Below are 20,002 nucleotides of genomic sequence, written 5' to 3' on the forward strand. Positions count from 1 at the left end.
GGAGTCTTTCATGGCCCAGTACTTCGAAGTCCACCCGGACAACCCCCAGCAACGCCTGCTCAAGCAGGCCGCCACGCTGTTGCAGCGCGGCGAGATCGTGGCCGTGCCCACCGACTCGAGCTACGCACTCGCCTGCCACCTCGACGACAAGGATGCGGTCGACCAACTGCGCCGCATCCGCCAGGTCGACGAGAAGCACCATCTCACGCTGATCTGCCGCGACCTGAGCGAGCTGGCCAACTATGCGCGCGTCGACAACAAGCAGTACCGCCTGCTGAAGGCCGCCACGCCGGGCCCCTACACCTTCCTGCTCGAAGCCACCAAGGAAGTGCCGCGGCGCGTGAGCCACCCGCAGCGCAAGACCATCGGCCTGCGCGTGCCCGACCACAAGGTGCTGCTCGAACTGCTGGCGCTGCACGGCGCGCCGCTCCTGGCCACCACCCTGATCGCACCCGGCGAAACCGAAGCACTGAACGATGCGCAGACCATTCGCGAGCGTTTCGAGAAGCAGATCGGCGCCGTCATCGACGCGGGCGCCTGCCCTTCGCAGCCCACCACCGTGGTCGACCTCACGCCCATGGGCACGGGCGACGATCCGGTCGTGGTGCGGCAAGGCCGCGGCGCGCTGGCGGTGCTTGGCCTCTGACGAGCGGCACCGAAGCTTCCAGTCTGTCTGACACAATCGCCCAGTGGATATTACAAGTCAGATTCAAACCGTATTGATCCTGGCATTGCCAGTGCTGTTTGCCATCACAGTGCCCGCAGTGGTCAGGGGTCGCACGGCGGCCCGTTTCGGTGATCACACAGCGGCAGTCATGGGTCGGCTTACGCTCAATCCGATCAAACACATCGATCCGATTGGCACGCTGCTGATTCCTATCGTTCTGTACTTCGCGACCTCGGGAGCACTGCTGTTTGGCTATGCCAAACCCATTCCGTTCGACCCGGACAATCTACGCAATCCGAAGCGCGATCTGATCTGGGTGTCACTTTCAGCGCCGGCGGCCAACTTTGCAATGGCTTTGGCATGGGCCATATTCTTCGTCGTGCTGCGGGCCATGGATATTTCCGAACCTTTTTTCGTACAAATGGCTCAGGGCGGCGTACTGGTCAACCTCGTGATGTGGGCCTTCAATCTTTTTCCACTGCCTCCGCTCGACGGTGGCCGTATCCTTGCCGGTCTGCTGCCAGATGGTCCTGTGCAGAACTTCCTTGCGCGCATCGAGCCCTACGGATTTTTCATCGTGATGGCATTGGTGCTGACAGGTGTTCTTCGAACCTTTTGGCTCAATCCATTGATGACGGCAGGGTCCGAGATCATCAAGATATTCCTCATTCCGTTCGCGGCATTAATGCTCTAAGCCCCAAGTCCATCACATGGCTTCGTCTTCTCCAGCTCCCCTGCGCGTCCTGACCGGCATCACGCCGTCCGGCACGCCGCACCTCGGCAACTACGTCGGCTCGATCCGCCATTCGGTGCGGCAGAGCGTGGCGCCAGGCGTGGAGAGCTTTTTCTTCCTGGCCGACTACCACGCGCTCATCAAGGTGCAGGAGCCGGCGCTCATCCAGCGCTCCACGCTCGAAATTGCGGCCAGCTGGCTGGCTTGCGGGCTCGACCCCGAGCGCGTGACGTTCTACCGCCAGTCGGACATTGCCGAAATTACCGAGCTCACCTGGTTTCTGACCTGCGTGACCGGCAAGGGTGTGCTCAATCGCGCCCATGCCTACAAGGCCCAGCTCGACAAGAACGTAGCCAAGGGCGAAGACCCGGATTCCGACGTGACCGCCGGCCTGTTCATGTACCCGGTGCTGATGGGTGCCGATATCCTGATGTTCAACGCGCACAAGGTGCCCGTGGGGCGCGACCAGGTGCAGCACATCGAAATGGCGCGCGACATGGCGCAGCGTTTCAACCACCAGTACGGCGAGCACTTCACGCTGCCCGATGCCGAGATCGACGATGCCGTTGCCACCCTGCCCGGCCTGGACGGCCGCAAGATGAGCAAGAGCTACGGCAACACCATTCCGCTGTTTGCGCCGCGCGGCCAACTGCAAAAGCAGATTTCGAGCATCGTCACCGACTCGCGCGCCCCCGGCGAGCCCAAGGACACCGAAGGCTCGGCGCTGTTCCAGATCTACCAGGCCTTTGCCACCGCCGAAGAAACCGAAATGCTGCGCAAGGCGTACGCCGACGGCATCGGCTGGGGCGACGCCAAGCAGATGCTGTTCGAGCGCATCGACCGCGAAGTGGCGCCGCTGCGCGCCCGCTACGACGAACTGATGAACAACCCGGCCGAGATCGAGCGCATTCTGCTTATCGGCGCCGAAAAGGCCCGCAAGCTCTCGCGCCCCTTCATGACCGAACTGCGCCATGCGGTGGGGCTGCGCAACCTTGCGGCGGGCCGCGACAAGGGCGGGGCCCGCAAGGCGGCCAAGGTCGCCAAGCCGAGTTTCAAGCAGTACCGCGAGCGCGACGGGCTGTTCTATTTCAAACTGCTCGATGCGAACGGCGCGGCGCTGCTGCAAAGCCGTGGTTTCGCGTCGCCGCAGGAAGCCGGGCGTGCGATTGCCGCCTTGCAGCAACAGCGCGGCGCAGCATTGACCGCGCTCGCCGACCAGCTGGAGCCGGTCGGCACAGAAGAATTGAGCGCCGCGAATGCGGCGCTGGAAGCACTGGCGGAGGCAACGACCGCGACCAGCGGAAGTTGATCCGGCATATGTCCATCGGCTCACCCGCCGGGGACAGACGAGAGTAGACGGGCGATCACAAAGGAAGAAAACATGAGCATTTATGTCATCGACGACCATCCCCTGATGCGCGACGCCATCGTGATGGTGTTGCGGCGCCTGCGGCCGGCCGAAAACATCGTCGAGCTCGAGCGGCTGGACAAGCTCGCGAGCTCGGTTCAGCAGCGCGGCGCGCCGACCCTTTTCTGCCTGGACCTGAAGCTGCCCGACACCAACGGCGTTTCTGGTGTGGTCGCAGTCAAGCAGGTCTATCCCAACGTGCCGATCGCCGTTTACTCGGCGGCGCCGGCTGCGGACATGGAAGACGCGTGCATCGAAGCGGGCGCCGACACCTACATCGAGAAGTCGGCCAGCTCGGCCGAACTGGCCGCTGTGCTGCGCGGCCTCTTGATGGCCGGTTCGGAAGAAGCGGACGAGCCGGCGCTGGCCAACAACAGCAAGCTGTCGAAGCGCCAGACGCAGCTGATCGCCATGCTCGACAAGGGCATGAGCAACCGCGACATCGCAACCGACCTGGAGATCAGCGAACACACGGTGAAGGTGCACCTGTGGCGCCTGTTCCGCCGCCTGGGCGTGAAGAGCCGCACGCAGGCGCTGCACTACGCGCGGACCAACGGGCTGATTTCGAGTAACTGAGGCTCGCCCCCAGTCTGCGCGCACTTCGTGTCGCTACGCCAACCCCCTACCGGGGGCAACACCTGAGGCCCGGCAAAGCCGGTTCCTCGGTGTTTCTGGAAGGGAGACTGGGGCGAATTGTTGGCTGCCGAAAACCGCGCTGGGCGCGGTTTTTTTATGGCTGCAACCGGGCTGGCAGTCAGCCGCCGCCGGAGGCGCTGACGCGGGCTTGGGCTACGGCTTCGTCGGCATCGTGCAGCGCAACGCGGAACACGCTGCCGCTGCCGAGGCGGGAGCGCACGCTGACGGGGTGGCCGAGCACGTGGGAGAGCCGGGCGACGATGGCCAGGCCGAGGCCGAAGCCGTCGGATGTGCCGGCATGGTCGGCCACCTTGTAGAACTCCAGGAAAACGTCGCGCAGGTGTTCGGGGGCAATGCCGATGCCGGTGTCCCACACTTCGATGCGCATGCCTTCGCGCGTTTGCCGCGAGGCGAGCAGCACGCCACCGTCGGAGGTGTACTTGATGGCGTTTGCGAGCAGGTTGCCGATCATGCGGCGCACGCGAATGGGGTCGGTCAGAAAGCTGCCTTCGGTCACGTGCACGCGGAAATCGAGCCCGCGGCTTTCGGCAACCGGCCGGTACTGCAGCTCGAGGTCGTGCAGAAGTTCTGCCACATCCACACGCTCGATGTGCAGGCGCACCTGGCCTGAATCGATGCGCGCCAGGTCGAACATCGAATCGAACAGCGCATTCACCGCGTGCGTGGCGCGAACGATCTTGGGCGCGAGTTCCAGCACCAGTTCGGGCTCGTTGCGCAGCCAGTCGGCATAGAGCGAGAGCGCCAATACCGGCTGGCGCATGTCGTGCGCAGCGCTGGCAAGAAAGCGGTTCTTCATGGCCACGGCAGCCACCGCGGCCTGCCGCTGCTGCGTGAGCGACTTGATCAGGATATGGTTGTGGAACAGCAGCTCCAGGCTGTTGCGCGCCGTCTCGTGAATATGCCGGCCGGCGCGCAGCAGCAAGAACCAATGCAGGATCGGCAGGATCGGCATCAAAAAGCCGTACTGGAAATGCGGCTCCACGATGTTGATGCTCACCAGCCGGATCAGCACCGCCCCGAGCATCGTAATGAACAGGGTGTTGACGTAGCGCTTGAGCAGCGGCGGGTGCAGCGCCAGCCCGTTGAGCGGGAACGTGCCCACGCCGGCCACGATGAGCCAGCTCATGAACTGGTTGACCTGCGGCGTGCGCTCGAAGAACAGCAGGATCGATGCGCCCCATACGATGGCGCTGGTGCTCCACACGAAGCCGTAGCGCTCGGTGAACTGCAACTGCGCCGCGGCGCTCCGGCCGGCGTAGCGCACCGCATAGACCCTGGCCCCCCACGCGCGGAAACCAGTGGCAGCGAAGCCGAAGGCAAGCCACGTGAGCAACTCCCAATGGGGCACGTAGCTCCAGTTCAGGCCAACCATCAACGGCATGAGCGCCGCCGACACGATGTAGGAGCCGCGCGCAGAGCGCATCAGGCTGCGGATCAGCTCGCCGCGCACCCACGATTCGGCCTCGTCAGCCGAAGCCGGGACCGGTGTCACGCTTGCGATCGACGCATTGGCCATGTGGCGCTTCGCCCCCTCTTTATTCGACTACAGGAAATCCCTCAGCATGCCGGGCATGAAGAGGTGGCGATCTTAACGGCCCGATGCCGCTGTTTTGGGGGAAGAACGGGGTGCGGAGCGCACGAGGCAAAACGATTCTGCCGGCACGAAAACGAAAGTCTCCGCTTTGGGTCGCACAGCCGCCTGCAACGGTGCCGCGTCTGGCCGGTTGCTGCCTCAGTACTCCTCGGGAAACAGCAAGCGAGTGCTGGCCCTGTTTCCGCCGCGGCTGGCAGCCTCCGTGACCACCCAGACCACGACATGCCCGACCACGTGGACTCCCATCAGCCGCGCGCCTGACGTCAGGGCTCGATCATTGGCTTTCGCTTCGTTGTGGCCCACGCTGCCCCAGTCGCCGTACTGGTGGCGAGACAACAGAGCCGCCGGGCAGATCGCATGCTTCGCTAGAAATGCCAGGACGGCCGGCGTAATCACCACCGCGCCGGTGTCGAACAGAGGCGCGGCGGCCTTGAGGACTTCAGTGCCTCGCGCGGGCGGAGATACGCGGTCGATAGGCATCAAGGCTCCGGCGGTAGAAAGGCAAAGAAGTCGACAGGCAGAACGGGAACACGTACTATAGTCGCTGGCGTACTATAGTGCGCCCCCGGAAACTGCAGGCCGATGCCGCAGTCCGCAATTGATCCGTTCGAACAAGCCTTGCGGCGGATGTTCGCGAACGCCATCAGCAAGTGCCGCAGGGATCTCGACCTCAGCCAGGAGGCGCTTGCCGAGCTGACCGACATGAGTACGAGCTACATCAGCCTCCTGGAACGCGGGCAGCGCAATCTGACGATATTGGCCGCCTCCAGAATTGCCAACGCCTACGGCATGAAGCTGTCCGACTTTGTGGCTCTGGCGGAGACCTATGGCGAAGGCGGGTGAAACGGATCCCCCGGCAAGTTCCGAAAGCCAGACGGACCTGGCAACCAAGGAAGAAGTCCAGATTGGCTTTGGTGACGCGGTTCGGTCGTTGCGCGGTGACGCTGAACTGACGCAAGAACAACTTGCCGCATCTAGTGAAATGCACGTGACCTACATCAGCCAGATTGAACGGGGGCTCACGAATTTCTCGCTGTTCAACCTCTACCGGATCGCTTTCGCGCTGGAAATCTCGCCGGCAAGATTGTTGGAGGAGGCCGGCAGGCAACAAACCGGTTCAGGTACGCATTCGACAGGAAGGTAGGGATCGGCCTGCTTGCGAGCTGCCGGCGATGAGTCTGGTGTTCTTGACTCTGGCCCCGCTCCGAGGGGAACAGGCAAAAAAATAGCCCCTTTGCGGGGCCATTCTTGGAGGAGAGGGAGGGATTCGAACCCTCGGTACTATCGCTAGTACGCCTGATTTCGAGTCAGGTACATTCGACCACTCTGCCACCTCTCCGGTGCTGTCGAGCCTGCGATTCTAGCAGACAAAAACGGGGCTTTTGAAGCCCTGGGCGTCAGGCGCGCAACACTTCCAGCCCGCCCAGGTAGGGCCGCAGCGCCGCGGGCACGTTGATCGAGCCGTCTTCGTTCTGGTGGTTTTCCAGCACCGCGACCAGCGTACGGCCCACGGCCAAGCCCGAGCCGTTGAGCGTGTGGACCAGTTCGTTCTTGCCCTGCGCATTCTTGAAACGGGCTTGCAGTCGGCGGGCCTGGAAGGCTTCGCAGTTCGAAACCGAGCTGATCTCGCGGTAGGTGTTCTGCGCCGGCAGCCACACCTCGAGGTCGTAGGTCTTGGTGGAGCCAAAGCCCATGTCGCCGGTGCACAGCAGCACCACGCGGTACGGCAGTTCCAGCGCCTGCAGCACGGCTTCGGCGTGGCCGGTCATCTGCTCGAGCGCGTCGTAGCTCTTTTCGGGGTGCACGATCTGCACCATCTCGACCTTGTCGAACTGGTGCTGGCGGATCATGCCGCGCGTGTCGCGCCCGGCGCTGCCGGCTTCGGAGCGGAAGCACGGCGTGTGGGCTGTCAGCTTGATTGGCAGCTGAGCCTCGGGCACGACTTCTTCTCGCACGAAGTTGGTCAGAGGTACTTCGCTGGTCGGGATGAGGTACAGCGCCGAGTGGTCGGGCGCGGGTTCTCCGTCTTGCCCGCCCTTCTTGGCCGCGAACAGGTCGCCTTCGAACTTGGGCAGCTGGCCGGTGCCGCTGAGCGTGGCGGCGTTGACGATGTACGGCACGTAGCACTCGGTGTACCCATGCTTCTCGGTCTGGGTGTCGAGCATGAACTGCGCGAGCGCGCGGTGCAGCCGGGCAATCGGCCCCTTCATCACGGAGAAGCGCGAGCCCGAGAGCTTGGCGCCCATTTCAAAGTCGAGCCCGAGCGGTGCGCCCAGGTCGACATGGTCTTTTGGCGTGAAGGTCAGCGGCGCGGCATTGGCGCCGGCTCCGCCCTGGGGACTCCAGCGGCGCATTTCGACATTGCCCGTTTCGTCTTCGCCGATCGGCACGCTCGCGTGCGGCAGGTTCGGCACTGCCAGCAGCAAGGCATGCAGTTCGGGCTGGATTTCTTCCAGGCGCTTGGACTGCGATTCCTGCTCGGCCTTGAGCGCGTTGACCTCGGCCATCAGCGCATCGACCGATTCGCCCTTGGCCTTGAGCGGGCCGATCTGCTTGTTCAGCGTGTTGCGGCGGGCCTGGATTTCCTCGGTGCGGGTTTGCAGCGTCTTGCGCTCGGCCTCGAGCGCGGTGAACGCCGAAACGTCGAGGTAAGGCTGGTTCTTCTTGCGTTTTTCGAGGCCGGCCACAGCGGAGGCCAAATCTTTGCGGAGCAGGGTGATGTCGAGCATAGGGAGATTTTAGGTGTCCCGTCGCATCGTGCTCCCACCTGCGCCGTCAGCCGACCGTAGCCGGATCGACATTCGCCCCGCAGACGATGAGGCACACTTTCTCGCCTTCGCGCGGCACGTAGGCGCCGGTCTGCAGTGCTGCCAGCGGTAGTGCGGCGGCGGGCTCGACGGCCAGCTTCAGTTCCTTCCACAGCCACTGCTGGGCGGCGCGGATGGATTCGTCGGACAGCAGCAGCGCGTCCTTCACGTATTTCTGGGTAATTTCCCACGAGATGGCGCCAATGCGCCGCGCGCCGAGCGAATCGGCGGCAATGCCGCCCACGTCGACATCGACCGGCTCGCCGGCCTGGCGGGCGCGGAAAAGCGTCGGCGCTTTTTCGGGCTCCAGCGCCACCACGCGGGCGCGCTGTTCGAACCAGCCGGCCAGGCCGCCGATCAGGCCGCCGCCGCCCACGCTCACCAACACTGAATCGGGCAGGCCGCCCTGCGCTTCGATCTCGACGCCCAGCGTGCCCGCACCCGCCACCACCTCCGGCTGGTCGTAGGCATGGGTCAGCAAGGCGCCGCTTTCCTTCTGGCGGACCAGGCAGGCAGCCAGCGCGTCGGGGTACAGCTCGCCGACCACGACCACCTCGGCACCCAGCGCGCGCAAACGGGCGCGCTTGGCTTCGGGCGAGACGCCGGGCAGGAACACCTGGCAGCGCACGCCCAGCGCCTTGGCCGCCGCCGCGGTGGCAATGCCGGCATTGCCGCCCGAGGCCACGACCACGCCGCTTTCGGGAATGTCGTTGGCCAGCAGGCGGTTCATCATGCCGCGCGCCTTGAAGCTGCCGCTCACCTGCATGTGCTCGAGCTTGAGCCACACCTCCACGCCCGGCACCTCGATGCCGAAGGCGGAGGCCGGCAGCTTCCAGAGCGGGGTTTCGCGCAGGAAATGGGCGGCGCCTACGCGCAGCCTGCGGGAGGCGCTCTCCGTTTCAAGGCGCCAGTTCGTCGTTTGATTGTTCAAGAGATGTGTCCCGGGGGAGGAATGTCGTCGAGCTTGAGGCCCTTGGGGAGCGGAAACTTGATAGTCTCCTCGATGCCGTCCATCTTGCGAACCGACACCGCGCCGAGCGCCCTCACGCGTTCGATCACCTCGCGTACCAGCACTTCAGGCGCCGAGGCGCCGGCCGTCAGGCCTACCCGGGTCTTTCCTTCGAACCACTCCGGCTTGAGCTCTTCGGCCGAATCGACCATGTAGCTTTCGGTGCCCAGGCGCTGTGCCAACTCGCGCAGCCGGTTGCTGTTGGAGCTGGTGGGGCTGCCGACCACGATCACCAGGTCGACCTGGGGGCTCAATATCTTCACCGCGTCTTGCCGGTTCTGCGTGGCGTAGCAGATGTCCTGCTGCTTGGGCTCGCGCACCATCGGAAAGCGCGCGCGCACGGCGGCCGCGATTTCGGCGGCATCGTCCACGCTGAGCGTGGTTTGCGTCACCACGGCAAGTTTTTCGGTCTGCGCGGGCGACACCGTCGCCACGTCTTCCACGTCTTCGACCAGGTGGATGCCGCTGGAGAGCTGGCCCATGGTGCCTTCGACCTCGGGGTGCCCCTTGTGGCCGATCATGATGAACTCGTAGCCTTCCTTGGCGAGCTTGGCGACCTCGACGTGCACCTTGGTCACCAGCGGGCAGGTGGCGTCGAAAACGTCGAAGCCGCGGTCGCGCGCCTCCTGCTGCACCGCCTTGCTCACGCCATGGGCGCTGAACACGAGCGTGGCACCGGGCGGCACGTCGGCCAGGTCTTCGATGAAGATCGCGCCCTTGGCCTTGAGCTCGTTCACCACATAGGTGTTGTGCACGATCTCGTGGCGCACGTAGATGGGGGCGCCAAACTTGGCCAGCGCGCGCTCGACAATTTCGATGGCGCGGTCCACGCCAGCACAAAAGCCGCGCGGCTCGGCAAGAACGACTTCTTCGAGGCCCTTGTTCATAGAACTCCGATCAGCCGCACCTCGAAGGTCACGGGCTGTCCGGCCAAGGGGTGGTTGAAGTCGAAGCGCACCGCGGTCTCGTTCGATTCGACCACCGCGCCGGCGTAGCTGCCCATGCCGTCGGGCGTGGGGAACTGCACCACGTCGCCGACCGCGTATTGCTCGTCGGGGTCGCCCATCTGGGCCAGCAGCTTCCTAGCCACCCATTGCTGCATTTCAGGGTTGCGCTCGCCGAAAGCCTCGCCTGCGGGCAGCTCGAAGGTGGCATGCGTGCCCTCTTCCAGGCCCATGAGCCGCTGCTCCATGGCCGGCGAAAGCTCGCCGGTGCCCAGCGACAGGGTCGCGGGCTTGTCGGCGAAAGTGTTGATGATGTCGCCCGCCGGACCGGCCAGCCGGTAATGCAGGGTAAGGAACGAGCCGGAAGTCACGACGTGGGACATGGGTGCAGCGGAGGTAGGCAAAGACAAGGTGGGTGTCCCGATAAACTGGACTGCATTTTAAGGAGCCGGGGCTTCCACCCGCTCTTTCAAGGTTTCACCAGGTTTTCGATGGCATTCAAGGATCTCCCCGCCCACGCCCGCCCGCGCGAAAAGCTCATCGCGCGAGGCGCCGCCGCGCTGGCCGACGCCGAACTGCTGGCGTTGCTGCTGCGCACAGGCGTTGCCGGAAAAAACGTGCTCCAGCTCGCCCAGGAGCTGCTCGACCACTTCGGCGGCCTTTCGGGCCTGCTGCAGGCCGGCGCCGACGACCTGAAGGTGATCAAGGGCATGGGCGGCGACGCCAAGCGCGCCGAGCTCATTGCGGTGCTCGAACTGGCGCGCCGCGCCATGGCCGAGCGGCTGAAGGAGCGCGCGGTCTTCGATTCGCCCGGGGCCGTGAAGGAGTATCTGCAGATGCACATCGGGTCGCGCCCGTACGAGGTGTTTGCGGTGCTGTTTCTCGATGCGCAGCACCGGCTGATCGTGCTCGAAGAACTGTTTCGCGGAACGCTCGCCCAGACCAGCGTCTACCCGCGCGAGGTGGTCATGCGCGCGCTGCACCACAACGCTGCGGCCGTGGTGCTTTCGCACAACCACCCGAGCGGCAGCATCGAGCCCTCGCGCGCCGACGAATCCCTGACGCAAACGCTCAGGGCGGCGCTTTCATTGATCGACGTGCGCGTGCTCGACCACGTGATCGTCAGCGCCGGCCAGAGCTTTTCAATGGCCGAGAAAGGGCTGCTCTGATGGCTTCCCGCACGCCGCCCATCAAGAACCTGGCAGACCTGAAGCAGGTGCAGCGCGCGCTGGCCGAAACCCGCGAGCGCGAGGCGGCCGCCGCAGCCGCCAAGGCCGCGGCCGAACGCAAGCGCGCGGCTGAAAAAGACCTCTTCACGCGCGCCATCGGCGCCACGGAGCCGCTCCGCCGCAAGGCGGCCGTGGTGCCGCTTGCGCCGGAGCCGCCCGCGCCCATCCCCGTGCAGCACCAGCTCGACGAACAGCGCGTGCTGCGCGAATCGCTTTCCGACGAGTTCGACGTAACCACCCTGCTCGATGTCGACGACGCCATGAGCTTTCGCCGCCCGGGCATCGGCACTGACGTGACCGCACGGCTGCGCAAGGGCGACTGGAGCATCCAGGCGCAAATCGACCTGCACGGCCTGCGCAGCGACGAGGCCCGCGAGGCGCTCGGCGGGTTCATTCGCAACGCGTACAAGCAGGGCCTGCGCTGCGTGCGCGTGGTGCACGGCAAGGGCTTGGGGTCACCCGGCAAGCAGCCGGTGCTCAAGACAAAAGCGCAGCGCTGGCTCATCCAGAAAAACGAGGTGCTGGCCTTCGTGCAGGCCAAGCCCGCGGAGGGCGGCGCAGGTGCGCTGGTGGTGCTTTTGGCGCCAGCGCGGCGCTGACGCTGAACGCTGCGCTGCGGCTTAGGTCAGGTGGTTCTTCAGCGGAACCGACGCATCCGCCACCGCCGCCGCATCCGGACTGCGCCCTGCCCCGAGCAGCTTGCGGCTCATCATGTGATCGACCGGCGCATTGACCGATTCGACGCACACCAGCTGTCCATCCACATAGTGGAAAAGAGAGAACGCGTCGGGCTTGGGCCCGGCGCGCCGCACGCTCGTCAGCCCCGGAGTCCCCTCGGCCGGCATCAGGCCGACCATCTGCAGCCGCAGGCCGCCCTGGTCCGACCAGAACCACGGCACCACGTCGTGCGGCCGCGCGGCGCCGGTCAGCGTGGCCACGGCCGTGCGCGCCTGGTCGTTTGCGTTCTGCACCGACTCCAGCCGCAGCGCGCGGCCTGCGCGCCGATCGGGGAAGCGCGTGCAATCGCCTACTGCGAGCACGTCGGCCGCGCTGGTCTGCATATGGCTGTCGACCACGATGCCGTCCGCGCATTCGATGCCCGCAGCCTGCGCCAACGCGGTTTCAGGCACAGCGCCAATGCCGAGCAGCAGCAGGTCCACCGGCTGCTTCGCACCGTTGACCTGAATGGACAGCAGCCGGTCGCCTTCGACCTCGAACGCACCGGTACGCGCACCAAGCACGATGTCGATGCCCGCCGCGCGATGCGTTGCGAGCACGTGCGCCGACAGCTCGGGCGACACGGCTCGGCCCAGGAGGCGCGGCGCGCTTTCGATCACCTGCACACGCTTGCCGAGGGCATTGGCGATGGCCGCCACTTCAAGCCCGATGAAGCCGCCGCCCAGCACGGTGACCTGCTGGGCTTCAGTCAGCCGCTCGCGCAGGCGGTGCGCCTCGTCGGCGGCGCGCAGGGTCGCAACGTTTTCAAGGCCCGGCTTCAGGTCGGGCATCTGGCGTGCACGCGTGCCGGTGGCCAGCACCAGCCGCTCCCATGGCAGAACGGCACCCGAGCGCAGCGTGACGGTGTGCGCCTCGCGGTCGATGGCTACGGCCGCATCGCCCAGGTGCAGCGTGATGCCCGCTTCGCGGTACCAGTCGGCGGCCTTGTGCGGTTGCCTGGTTTCCTCGGCACTCTTGAGAAATGCCTTGGAAAGCGGCGGCCGGTGGTACGGCTCGCACGCTTCCTCGCAAACCAGGTGCACGCGCGCGCCCTGCCCGGCTTCAGCCAGGCCCGCGCAAAGCTGGGCCGCGGCATGGCCGCCGCCGATGATGACGATTGAATTCATTGAAGAGAGTCTCTTTCGGAGTCGTTGTCTGTCTTATTGCTCACCGCGATTGCGCATCCAGTCCGCGGTCTGGAAGAACGAATCGCGCAGCCTGGCGCGCAGCCCCTCGGGCACGCCGGTTTCGCCCATTGCCTGGTCCATGCAGGCCAGCCACTGGTCGCGCTCCTTGATGCCGATGCTGTGCCCGCCAATGCTCTGCGGCAGATGCCGCGCGCGCAGCATCGGGTGGCCGAAGCGGTCGGTGTAGTGCTGCGGCCCGCCGAGCCACCCGCACAAGAACCAGAAGAGTCGCTGGCGCGCGTTGTCTAGGCTGGTGCCGTGCACCGCGCGCAGTTGCGCATAGGCGGGGTCGAGCTCCATCAGGTCGTAGAAGCGGTCGACCAGCGCCTGTACCTTGGGTTCGCCGCCGATCCATTCGAAGGGGGTGTCGACGGGGGGCTTTTCGTGAATCTGCATGGCGGGAGTATCCCTCCAGCCGCGCTCCGGGGCCGCACGCGGCTTGAATTCTTGCGAATCCAGTACCGGCATCAGGACCATTCGGCCACCCATATGTATATGTCGATTGGGGATTTAATAATCCACGGTTTTATTGATATGGTGCCGTCCTGTTTTCCAAGAAGGAGAAGAACATGCGCTTGAACCTCATTGCCGCGGCCCTCGCCGCCTCCGCCCTCTTCACGGGCATTGCCGCCCATGCAGACCAGCTTGCCGACATCAAGAAAAAAGGCGAACTCGTGGTGGGCGTGCTCGGCACCGACGAGCCCGCGACCTTCATCGATCCGAAGACGCGCCAGATCGTCGGCTACGAAGTCGACCTGGTGAACGCCATCGCGAAGAAGATCGGCGTCAAGCCGGTGCTCAAGCAGATTGCCGTGGCCGCGCGCATTCCCGAGCTGCAGCAGGGCCACGTGGACCTGGTGGCCGCCGGACTCACGCACAACAAGGAGCGCGAGGCGCAGATCGACTTTTCGCTCACCACCTTCGTCACCGGCCAGAAGGCCATCGTGAAGAAGGACAGCGGCATTACCGACGTGCCGCAACTGGCCGGCAAGAAGGTGCTGACCATCCGCGGTGGCACGCAGGAGCCGAACATCCGCAAGGCCGTGCCCACCGCCGAAGTGGTGACCTTCGACACGAGCCAGCAGGCCTTCCAGGCGCTGCAGCAGGGCAAGGGCGTGGGCTATGTGGACGACGAGGCCGCGCTGCTGCGCAGCTACGCCAAGCTCGGCCCGCAGAAGGCCAAGTACGTGGTGCTCAAGCAGAACCTGAGCACCGAGGCACTGGCCATCGGCATCAAGAAGGGCGAGAGCGGCCTGAAGGCGGTGGTGGACGACACGCTGCGCGAGCTGGAGAAGTCGGGCGAAGCGCAGAAGATCTTCGTCAAGTGGTACGGGCCGAACACGGCGTCGGGCTTCCAGACGCGGGACTTCAAGTTCGAGAGCGACAAGATCGACTGACCCCGCGTTTCTCCTTCCCCTTTTGGGGGAAGGCAGGGATGGGGGCTGACAGCTTTCGCACAGGCGCGACACATTCAGCGCCGTCGTGCCCCCACCCCAACCCTCCCCCAGCGGGGGAGGGAGCAAATCCCATCGCGGCGGTGATACTGTCGCCCCTCATGCCCCTGTTCGACTATTCGCTGCTGCTCACCGGCCAGTACCACGACATGCTGGTCGCGGGCCTGCTGCTTTCGCTGCAGTTGCTGGCAGCCTCTTTGCTGCTCGCCCTGCCCATCGCGCTGGTGGTGGCGCTGCTGCGCCTTTCTCCGCTTGCCCCGCTGCGCTGGCTCGGCTTTGCGTACGTGGAATCCATCCGCAACATTCCGCTGCTCGCGCACATGCTGTTCTGGTACTTCGGCGCGCCCGAGCTGCTGCCCGAGGGCATCAAGCAGTGGCTGTATGAAGGCCACATCGAAGCGTACAGCGCCATCATCGCGCTGGCGCTCTACACAGCCGCCTTCATGGCGGAAGACATCCGCAGCGGCATTCGCGCGATTCCCGCGGTGCAATTCGAGGCCGGCCGCGCGCTGGGCTTCGGCTTCATGGGCACCATGCGCCGCGTGGTGCTGCCGCAAGCGCTGCGGGTGACGGTGCCGCCGCTCATCTCGCAGACGCTGAGCCTGTGGAAGAACACCTCCATCGCCACCGTGATCGGCGTGGCCGAGCTGATGTACCAGGCCGGGCAGGTCGAGAGCGCGACATTCCGCAGCTTCGAGTCGTTCGCATTCGCGAGCGCGGCCTACCTGACCGTGTCGCTCGCGATCACGGGGCTGGCCACCTGGTACCACCACCGCTTTCCGGTAAGAACCATCTAGAGCGGCTGGCCAGATGCTCGAAATCATCAACGACTACTGGGTGTACTTCCTCATCGGGCAGTACCCGAACGGGCCGCTCGGCGGGCTGGTGCTCACGCTGCTGCTTGCCTCCTGCGGGCTGGTGCTCGCGCTGCCGCTCGGCATCGTGCTTGGCCTCGCGCGCGTGAGCCCGTGGCGCTGGCTGCGCTGGCCGGTAACGGGCTTCGTCTTCGTGGTGCGCGGCTTGCCGTTGCTGATGGTGATCTTCTGGGCCTACTTCTTCCTGCCCAGCGTCACAGGCGTGAAGACCGACCAGTTCACCACCATGCTGATCGCGCTCGTAATCTTCGACGCGGCCTACCTGGCCGAAATCGTGCGCGCCGGCATCCAGGGCCTGCCGCGCGGGCAGATGGAAACCGCGCGTGCGCTGGGCCTGGGCTACGGCCGTGCGATGCGGCTGGTGGTGCTGCCGCAGGCCCTGCGCAGCATGCTGCCCTCGCTGGTGAACCAGTTCGTCTCGACCATCAAGGAAACCTCGCTCGGCTACATCATCGGACTGGCCGAGGTGTCGTTCATCGCCACGCAGATCAACACGCAGGTGTTCACCAAGCCGGCCCAGATCTACCTGATCCTGGGCCTGACCTATTTCATTCTCTGTTTCGGGCTGTCGCGCTTCGCCTACTGGCTCGAACGCCGGCTCGCGCGGCGCGGCATGTCCATCGCCGACCCCGCCACGGCTCCCAAGGTGTCCGCATGATCGAACTCCAGAACGTCAACAAGTGGTATGGCAGCTATCACGCCCTGGTCGACATCAATGAGACCATCCACAAGGGCGAAGTGGTCGTGGTGTGCGGGCCCTCCGGCTCGGGCAAGTCGACGCTGATCCGCACCTTCAACCGGCTGGAGCCGATCCAGTCGGGCCGCATCCTCATCGAAGGCAAGGACATCCACGCGCCGGGCACCGACGTGAATGCGTTCCGCTCGCGCATTGGCTTCGTGTTCCAGCAGTTCAACCTGTTTCCGCATCTCACCGTGCTGCAGAACTGCACGATGGCGCCCATGCAGCTGCGCGGCCTCTCGCGCAAGGAAGCCGAGGAGCGCGCAATGGCACTGCTGCAGCGCGTGGGCCTGGCGCACAAGGCGAATGCGTGGCCGAGCGAACTCTCTGGCGGCCAGCAGCAGCGCGTGGCCATTGCGCGCGCGCTCGCCATGCAGCCGCCGCTGATGCTGTTCGACGAGCCCACCAGCGCGCTCGACCCCGAGATGGTGGGCGAGGTGCTGCTGGTGATGCGCGATCTCACGCGCGACGGCATGACCATGGTCTGCGTCACGCATGAGATGGGCTTTGCGCGCGAGGTGGCCGACCGCGTGCTGTTCATGGACGAAGGCAAGGTGCTAGAGCGCGCAACGCCCGACGACTTTTTCAACCGGCCGCAGCACCCGCGCGCGCAGCAGTTTCTTTCGGACATCCGTTCGCCGTTCTCGCGCGGCGCATGACATGCTCTCCACGCCCATGACAGACACGCAGACTCTTCCGTTGATCGATGTCGCGCCGCTCGTGGCCGGCGCGCCTGAACGCGACCGTGTGGCCGCGCAGATCGGCGCCGCGTGCCGCGCGCACGGCTTCTTCTATGTCACCGGCCACGGCATCGACCCCGCGCTGGTGCAGCGGCTCGAACTGCTGAGTCACCGCTTTTTCGAGTTGCCCGAAGAAACCAAGATGCAATGGCGCATGGCACTGGGCGGGCGCGCGTGGCGCGGCTACTTTCCGCTCGGCGGCGAGCTGACCTCGGGCCGGCCCGACTGGAAGGAAGGCCTGTACCTGGGCACCGAACTGCCGGCCACGCACCCGTTGGTGCAGGCAAAAACGCCGGTGCATGGGCCGAACCTGTTTCCCGACGTGCCGGAATTTCGCGAAACCATCCTCGACTACATGACGGCCGTGACGCAGTTGGGCCACCGGCTGATGGAGGGTATCGCGCTGAGCCTCGGCCTGCCCGCCACGTATTTCGCCGAGCGCTACACCGCCGATCCCTTGGTCTTGTTCCGCCTGTTCAACTACCCCTCGCAGCCCGTGCCCGAAGGCCTGGACGTGCAATGGGGTGTTGGCGAGCACACCGACTACGGCCTGCTCACCATCCTGCACCAAGACGATGTGGGCGGCCTTGCCGTGCACACGCCAGGCGGCTGGATCGACGCACCGCCGATCGCCGGATCGTTCGTCTGCAACATCGGCGACATGCTCGACCGCATGACGGGCGGGCTCTACAAATCGACCCCGCACCGCGTGAAGCGCAACACCTCGGGGCGCGACCGGCTTTCGTTTCCGCTGTTTTTCGATCCGAATTTCGAAGCCCGCGTGCAGCGCATCGAAGGGCTCCAAGGTGCAGAGGCGCTCGACGACAGCGCCGAGCGCTGGGATCGCGCCAACGTGCACGCCTTCAGCGGCCGCTATGGCGACTACCTGCTCGCCAAGGTGTCGAAGGTGTTCCCGCAGCTGCGCGACGAAGTGCTCTGAGCCGGCAGGTCAGGCGCGCTCCGGCGCCCGCGTGGGAAACCACAGCGGCACATGCGCCATGGCGTCGTGCAGCGAATCGAGCACACGAAACGCCTGCCCGATGATCAACTCCGGCGGGTGCTTGAGGTCCGGCACGATGACGACGCGCAGGCCCGCGGCCAGCGCCGCCTTGGCGCCGTTCTCGCTGTCCTCAAAAGCGACGCATTCCGCCGGCTCCACGCCGAGGCGCTCTGCCGCAAGCAGGTACAGCGCCGGATCGGGCTTGGCGCGGGCCACTTCGTCGCCGCCCGCAAAAGCCTCGAAATGGTGCAGCACATCGAGGCTGCCGAGGCAGGCCTGGATCTGCCCGCTAGAGGACGATGAGGCAACCGCGCAGCGTGTGCCGCGTCCGCGCAAGGCGGTGAGCAGCTCGGCCGCGCCGGGCTTGATGGGGAAGAGTGGCCGCAGGTCGCCGTCGGCGCGCTGCAGCCGTAGCGCGGCGGTCACTTGCGTCGCCGCATGCTGGTAGGCGGCCGCGCCGCCGAGCAGCGCAGCAAGGATCTGCTTCGACTCAACCATGGCCAGCCCCACGCATTGCAGGTACTGGGCGTGCGAAAGCTCGATGTCGAGCGTGCGGGCGGCTTCGATCCAGGCGGCCATGATGGGCCGCTCCGAATCGATGAGCAGCCCGTCCATGTCGAAAATTGCGGCGGCGAACATGAGGCGAATCCTAAGCCAGCCCGCGTTGCGGCGCCTGAAACGCAAAAGGGGCCGACCGGCCCCTTTTTTTCGAACACCCGCGTTTGACGGAGATCAGTCCCGCACCAGCGCCCGGTTCAAGCCCAGGGCCGCCAGGGTGCCGACCGCGCCCGAGAGCAGGTAGACGCTGACATACGCCAGCCCGAAATTCGCCGACAGGCCCAGCGCCACCAGCGGCGCGAAGGCCGCACCGATGAGCCAGGCCAAGTCGGCCGTGAGGGCCGCGCCGGTGTAGCGGTACTTGGGTTCGAAGTTCGAGGTCACCGCGCCAGCGGCCTGGCCGTACGACAGGCCCAGCAGCACGAAGCCCAGCAGAATGAAGATGTCCTGCCCGATGCGGCCGCCGTCGAGCAGCGTGGGCGCAAAGCCGCTGAACACCGCGATCATCGCGGCCAGGCCGCCCAGCGTGAAACGCCGTCCCACGCGGTCGGCAATCAGGCCCGAGGCCACGATACCGCCAGCGCCCAGCACTGCGCCGATCATCTGCACCACCAGGAATTCGGTGATCGACTGGTCCGAATACAGCGTGATCCACGACAGCGGGAACACCGTGATCAGGTGGAACAGCGCATAGCTCGCCAGTGCCGCGAACGCGCCGATGAGCAGGTTGGCGCCTTGCGAGCGGGTCAGCTCCAGAACGCTGGTGGGCTGCAGCTCGCGCTCTTCGAGCAGGCGCGAGTACTCATCAGTAGCCACCAGCCGCAGGCGCGCGAACAGCGCTACCACGTTGATCGCGAACGCCACATAGAAGGTGTAGCGCCAGCCCCAATCGAGAAAGTCCTTGAGCGCCAGGCTGCCGTAGAGATACGCAAAAAGCGCGCTGGCCACGAAGAAGCCGAGCGGCGCACCGAGCTGGCCGAGCATGGCGTACCAGCCGCGGCGGTTCTGCGGCGCATTGAGCGCCAGCAGCGAGGGCAGCCCGTCCCACGAGCCGCCGAGCGCCAGGCCCTGGGCAAAGCGGAACACCGACAGCAGCACGATGGATGTGAACCCGATGCTCGCGTACCCCGGCAAGAAGGCGATGCCGGCGGTGGAGGTTCCCAGAAGGAACAGCGCAATGGTCAGCTTGGCCTCTCGCCCGAACCGCCTCTGGATGCTCATCGAAATGACGGTTCCGAATGGCCGTGCAATGAAGGCGAACGAAAAAACCACGAAGGCGTAGAGGGTTCCTTCGAGGCGCGCCTCGAACGGAAAGAACACCGCCGGAAACACCAGCACCGAGGCAATGCCGTAAACGAAGAAATCGAAGTATTCCGATGCCCGCCCGATGATCACGCCGACGGCGATTTCGCCCGGCGCGATGTGGGAATGCTCGTCGCCCTGCCGGGCGCCGTTGTCGGACGTGTTCGGCACCGGCGGTGCGCCTTGCGGAAGGATGCTGGACGTCGTCGTCATTGCGTTTTGTAATTCGGGTGTCACGTGCAGTGACAAAGGTAGACCATGAACAGGGAGGCTCCAAGCGTCTCACCGAACGGGGATTCCCGCCATAGGACAAAACGTCCAATAGCGGGGCGCAACCTTTGGTCGTAGATTGTGGGGTCTTTGCGCAGCCCCTGCACTTCTT

The 20,002-nt window shown here is 65.3% G+C and carries 23 protein-coding genes and 1 tRNA gene; 13 read left to right on the forward strand and 11 right to left on the reverse strand.

Annotated elements, in window-relative coordinates; genetic code table 11:
* The first annotated feature begins 10 nt into the window (after positions 1 to 10).
* From V9L21_RS01015 to V9L21_RS01030, 4 genes are all read left to right on the forward strand, one after another.
* Positions 11 to 646 carry an L-threonylcarbamoyladenylate synthase gene (locus V9L21_RS01015; protein ID WP_258501941.1) on the forward strand — a complete coding sequence of 212 codons (636 nt, stop codon included), beginning with the start codon at positions 11 to 13 and terminating at the stop codon, positions 644 to 646.
* 43 nt (positions 647 to 689) lie between these two features.
* Entirely contained in the window at positions 690 to 1,361 is a 672-nt protein-coding gene (locus V9L21_RS01020) for a site-2 protease family protein (RefSeq protein ID WP_337308383.1), read from the forward strand.
* A 16-nt stretch (positions 1,362 to 1,377) separates the two neighbouring features.
* The gene (locus tag V9L21_RS01025) at positions 1,378 to 2,709 is read left to right on the forward strand and encodes a tryptophan--tRNA ligase (RefSeq protein WP_337308385.1); all 1,332 of its coding nucleotides are present in this window, start codon (positions 1,378 to 1,380) and stop codon (positions 2,707 to 2,709) included.
* A 72-nt stretch (positions 2,710 to 2,781) separates the two neighbouring features.
* Positions 2,782 to 3,384: a response regulator transcription factor gene (locus tag V9L21_RS01030; RefSeq protein ID WP_258501945.1), complete on the forward strand. Its 603-nt coding sequence runs from the start codon at positions 2,782 to 2,784 to the stop codon at positions 3,382 to 3,384.
* Positions 3,385 to 3,562: 178 nt separating this feature from the next.
* On the opposite strand, the gene shkS is transcribed toward V9L21_RS01030, so the two are convergent.
* Entirely contained in the window at positions 3,563 to 4,981 is a 1,419-nt protein-coding gene (shkS, locus tag V9L21_RS01035; protein WP_258501946.1) for a surface-behavior sensor histidine kinase ShkS, read from the reverse strand.
* A 216-nt stretch (positions 4,982 to 5,197) separates the two neighbouring features.
* On the reverse strand, positions 5,198 to 5,539 hold the full coding sequence (locus V9L21_RS01040; protein ID WP_337308388.1) for a hypothetical protein: 342 nt from the start codon (positions 5,537 to 5,539) through the stop codon (positions 5,198 to 5,200).
* Positions 5,540 to 5,641: 102 nt separating this feature from the next.
* On the opposite strand from V9L21_RS01040, the gene V9L21_RS01045 reads away from it, so the two are divergent.
* Together V9L21_RS01045 and V9L21_RS01050 are read left to right on the forward strand one after the other, a co-directional pair.
* Positions 5,642 to 5,902 (forward strand): helix-turn-helix domain-containing protein, encoded by a 261-nt coding sequence (locus V9L21_RS01045; RefSeq protein ID WP_337308390.1) that lies wholly within the window; start codon positions 5,642 to 5,644, stop codon positions 5,900 to 5,902.
* Entirely contained in the window at positions 5,886 to 6,203 is a 318-nt protein-coding gene (locus V9L21_RS01050; RefSeq protein WP_337308391.1) for a helix-turn-helix domain-containing protein, read from the forward strand. The genes V9L21_RS01045 and V9L21_RS01050 overlap by 17 nt, the downstream gene beginning before the upstream one ends.
* Before the next feature lie 105 nt (positions 6,204 to 6,308).
* On the opposite strand, the gene V9L21_RS01055 is transcribed toward V9L21_RS01050, so the two are convergent.
* The 5 genes from V9L21_RS01055 to V9L21_RS01075 all read right to left on the reverse strand — a co-directional run bounded on the left by V9L21_RS01055 (position 6,309) and on the right by V9L21_RS01075 (position 10,202).
* Positions 6,309 to 6,398 (reverse strand) — tRNA-Ser (locus tag V9L21_RS01055).
* 58 nt (positions 6,399 to 6,456) lie between these two features.
* The gene (gene serS, locus V9L21_RS01060) at positions 6,457 to 7,788 is read right to left on the reverse strand and encodes a serine--tRNA ligase (protein WP_337308393.1); all 1,332 of its coding nucleotides are present in this window, start codon (positions 7,786 to 7,788) and stop codon (positions 6,457 to 6,459) included.
* Positions 7,789 to 7,834: 46 nt separating this feature from the next.
* Entirely contained in the window at positions 7,835 to 8,797 is a 963-nt protein-coding gene (locus V9L21_RS01065) for a threonine/serine dehydratase (RefSeq protein ID WP_337308395.1), read from the reverse strand.
* Positions 8,794 to 9,762, reverse strand: a complete 969-nt coding sequence (ispH, locus tag V9L21_RS01070) for a 4-hydroxy-3-methylbut-2-enyl diphosphate reductase (RefSeq protein WP_337308397.1) — start codon at positions 9,760 to 9,762, stop codon at positions 8,794 to 8,796. Before ispH ends, V9L21_RS01065 begins: the two co-directional genes overlap by 4 nt.
* Positions 9,759 to 10,202, reverse strand: a complete 444-nt coding sequence (locus V9L21_RS01075) for an FKBP-type peptidyl-prolyl cis-trans isomerase (protein ID WP_337308399.1) — start codon at positions 10,200 to 10,202, stop codon at positions 9,759 to 9,761. The genes ispH and V9L21_RS01075 overlap by 4 nt, the downstream gene beginning before the upstream one ends.
* Before the next feature lie 108 nt (positions 10,203 to 10,310).
* Between V9L21_RS01075 and radC the strand changes: the two genes are divergently transcribed.
* Positions 10,311 to 10,988 (forward strand): RadC family protein, encoded by a 678-nt coding sequence (radC, locus tag V9L21_RS01080; protein ID WP_337297117.1) that lies wholly within the window; start codon positions 10,311 to 10,313, stop codon positions 10,986 to 10,988.
* A complete protein-coding gene (locus tag V9L21_RS01085; protein WP_258501962.1) occupies positions 10,988 to 11,647 on the forward strand; it encodes a Smr/MutS family protein in 660 nt (219 codons plus the stop codon). The genes radC and V9L21_RS01085 overlap by 1 nt, the downstream gene beginning before the upstream one ends.
* 21 nt (positions 11,648 to 11,668) lie before the next feature.
* Here the strand turns inward: V9L21_RS01085 and V9L21_RS01090 are convergent, their stop codons facing one another.
* Together V9L21_RS01090 and V9L21_RS01095 are read right to left on the reverse strand one after the other, a co-directional pair.
* On the reverse strand, positions 11,669 to 12,892 hold the full coding sequence (locus V9L21_RS01090) for an NAD(P)/FAD-dependent oxidoreductase (protein ID WP_337308401.1): 1,224 nt from the start codon (positions 12,890 to 12,892) through the stop codon (positions 11,669 to 11,671).
* 33 nt (positions 12,893 to 12,925) lie between these two features.
* Complete coding sequence (locus V9L21_RS01095; protein WP_337308402.1) at positions 12,926 to 13,348, reverse strand: group II truncated hemoglobin; 423 nt, start codon at positions 13,346 to 13,348, stop codon at positions 12,926 to 12,928.
* A gap of 173 nt (positions 13,349 to 13,521) precedes the next feature.
* Between V9L21_RS01095 and V9L21_RS01100 the strand changes: the two genes are divergently transcribed.
* The 5 genes from V9L21_RS01100 (at position 13,522) to V9L21_RS01120 (ending at position 17,700) form a co-directional block, all read left to right on the forward strand.
* A complete protein-coding gene (locus V9L21_RS01100) occupies positions 13,522 to 14,349 on the forward strand; it encodes an ABC transporter substrate-binding protein (protein ID WP_337308404.1) in 828 nt (275 codons plus the stop codon).
* 158 nt (positions 14,350 to 14,507) lie between these two features.
* Complete coding sequence (locus V9L21_RS01105) at positions 14,508 to 15,203, forward strand: amino acid ABC transporter permease (protein ID WP_337308406.1); 696 nt, start codon at positions 14,508 to 14,510, stop codon at positions 15,201 to 15,203.
* A gap of 13 nt (positions 15,204 to 15,216) precedes the next feature.
* Positions 15,217 to 15,939 (forward strand): amino acid ABC transporter permease, encoded by a 723-nt coding sequence (locus V9L21_RS01110; protein WP_337308408.1) that lies wholly within the window; start codon positions 15,217 to 15,219, stop codon positions 15,937 to 15,939.
* Positions 15,936 to 16,679: an amino acid ABC transporter ATP-binding protein gene (locus V9L21_RS01115; RefSeq protein WP_337308410.1), complete on the forward strand. Its 744-nt coding sequence runs from the start codon at positions 15,936 to 15,938 to the stop codon at positions 16,677 to 16,679. The genes V9L21_RS01110 and V9L21_RS01115 overlap by 4 nt, the downstream gene beginning before the upstream one ends.
* Before the next feature lies 1 nt (position 16,680).
* The gene (locus V9L21_RS01120) at positions 16,681 to 17,700 is read left to right on the forward strand and encodes an isopenicillin N synthase family dioxygenase (RefSeq protein WP_337308412.1); all 1,020 of its coding nucleotides are present in this window, start codon (positions 16,681 to 16,683) and stop codon (positions 17,698 to 17,700) included.
* Between the two features lie 9 nt (positions 17,701 to 17,709).
* Here the strand turns inward: V9L21_RS01120 and V9L21_RS01125 are convergent, their stop codons facing one another.
* On the reverse strand, positions 17,710 to 18,399 hold the full coding sequence (locus V9L21_RS01125) for an HAD family hydrolase (RefSeq protein WP_337308413.1): 690 nt from the start codon (positions 18,397 to 18,399) through the stop codon (positions 17,710 to 17,712).
* Positions 18,400 to 18,492: 93 nt separating this feature from the next.
* Positions 18,493 to 19,833: an MFS transporter gene (locus V9L21_RS01130; RefSeq protein WP_157615274.1), complete on the reverse strand. Its 1,341-nt coding sequence runs from the start codon at positions 19,831 to 19,833 to the stop codon at positions 18,493 to 18,495.
* Positions 19,834 to 20,002: the final 169 nt, after the last annotated feature.

The organism is Variovorax sp. CCNWLW235, assembly GCF_037204085.1.
In the GTDB taxonomy this organism is placed as follows: Bacteria; Pseudomonadota; Gammaproteobacteria; order Burkholderiales; family Burkholderiaceae_C; genus Variovorax.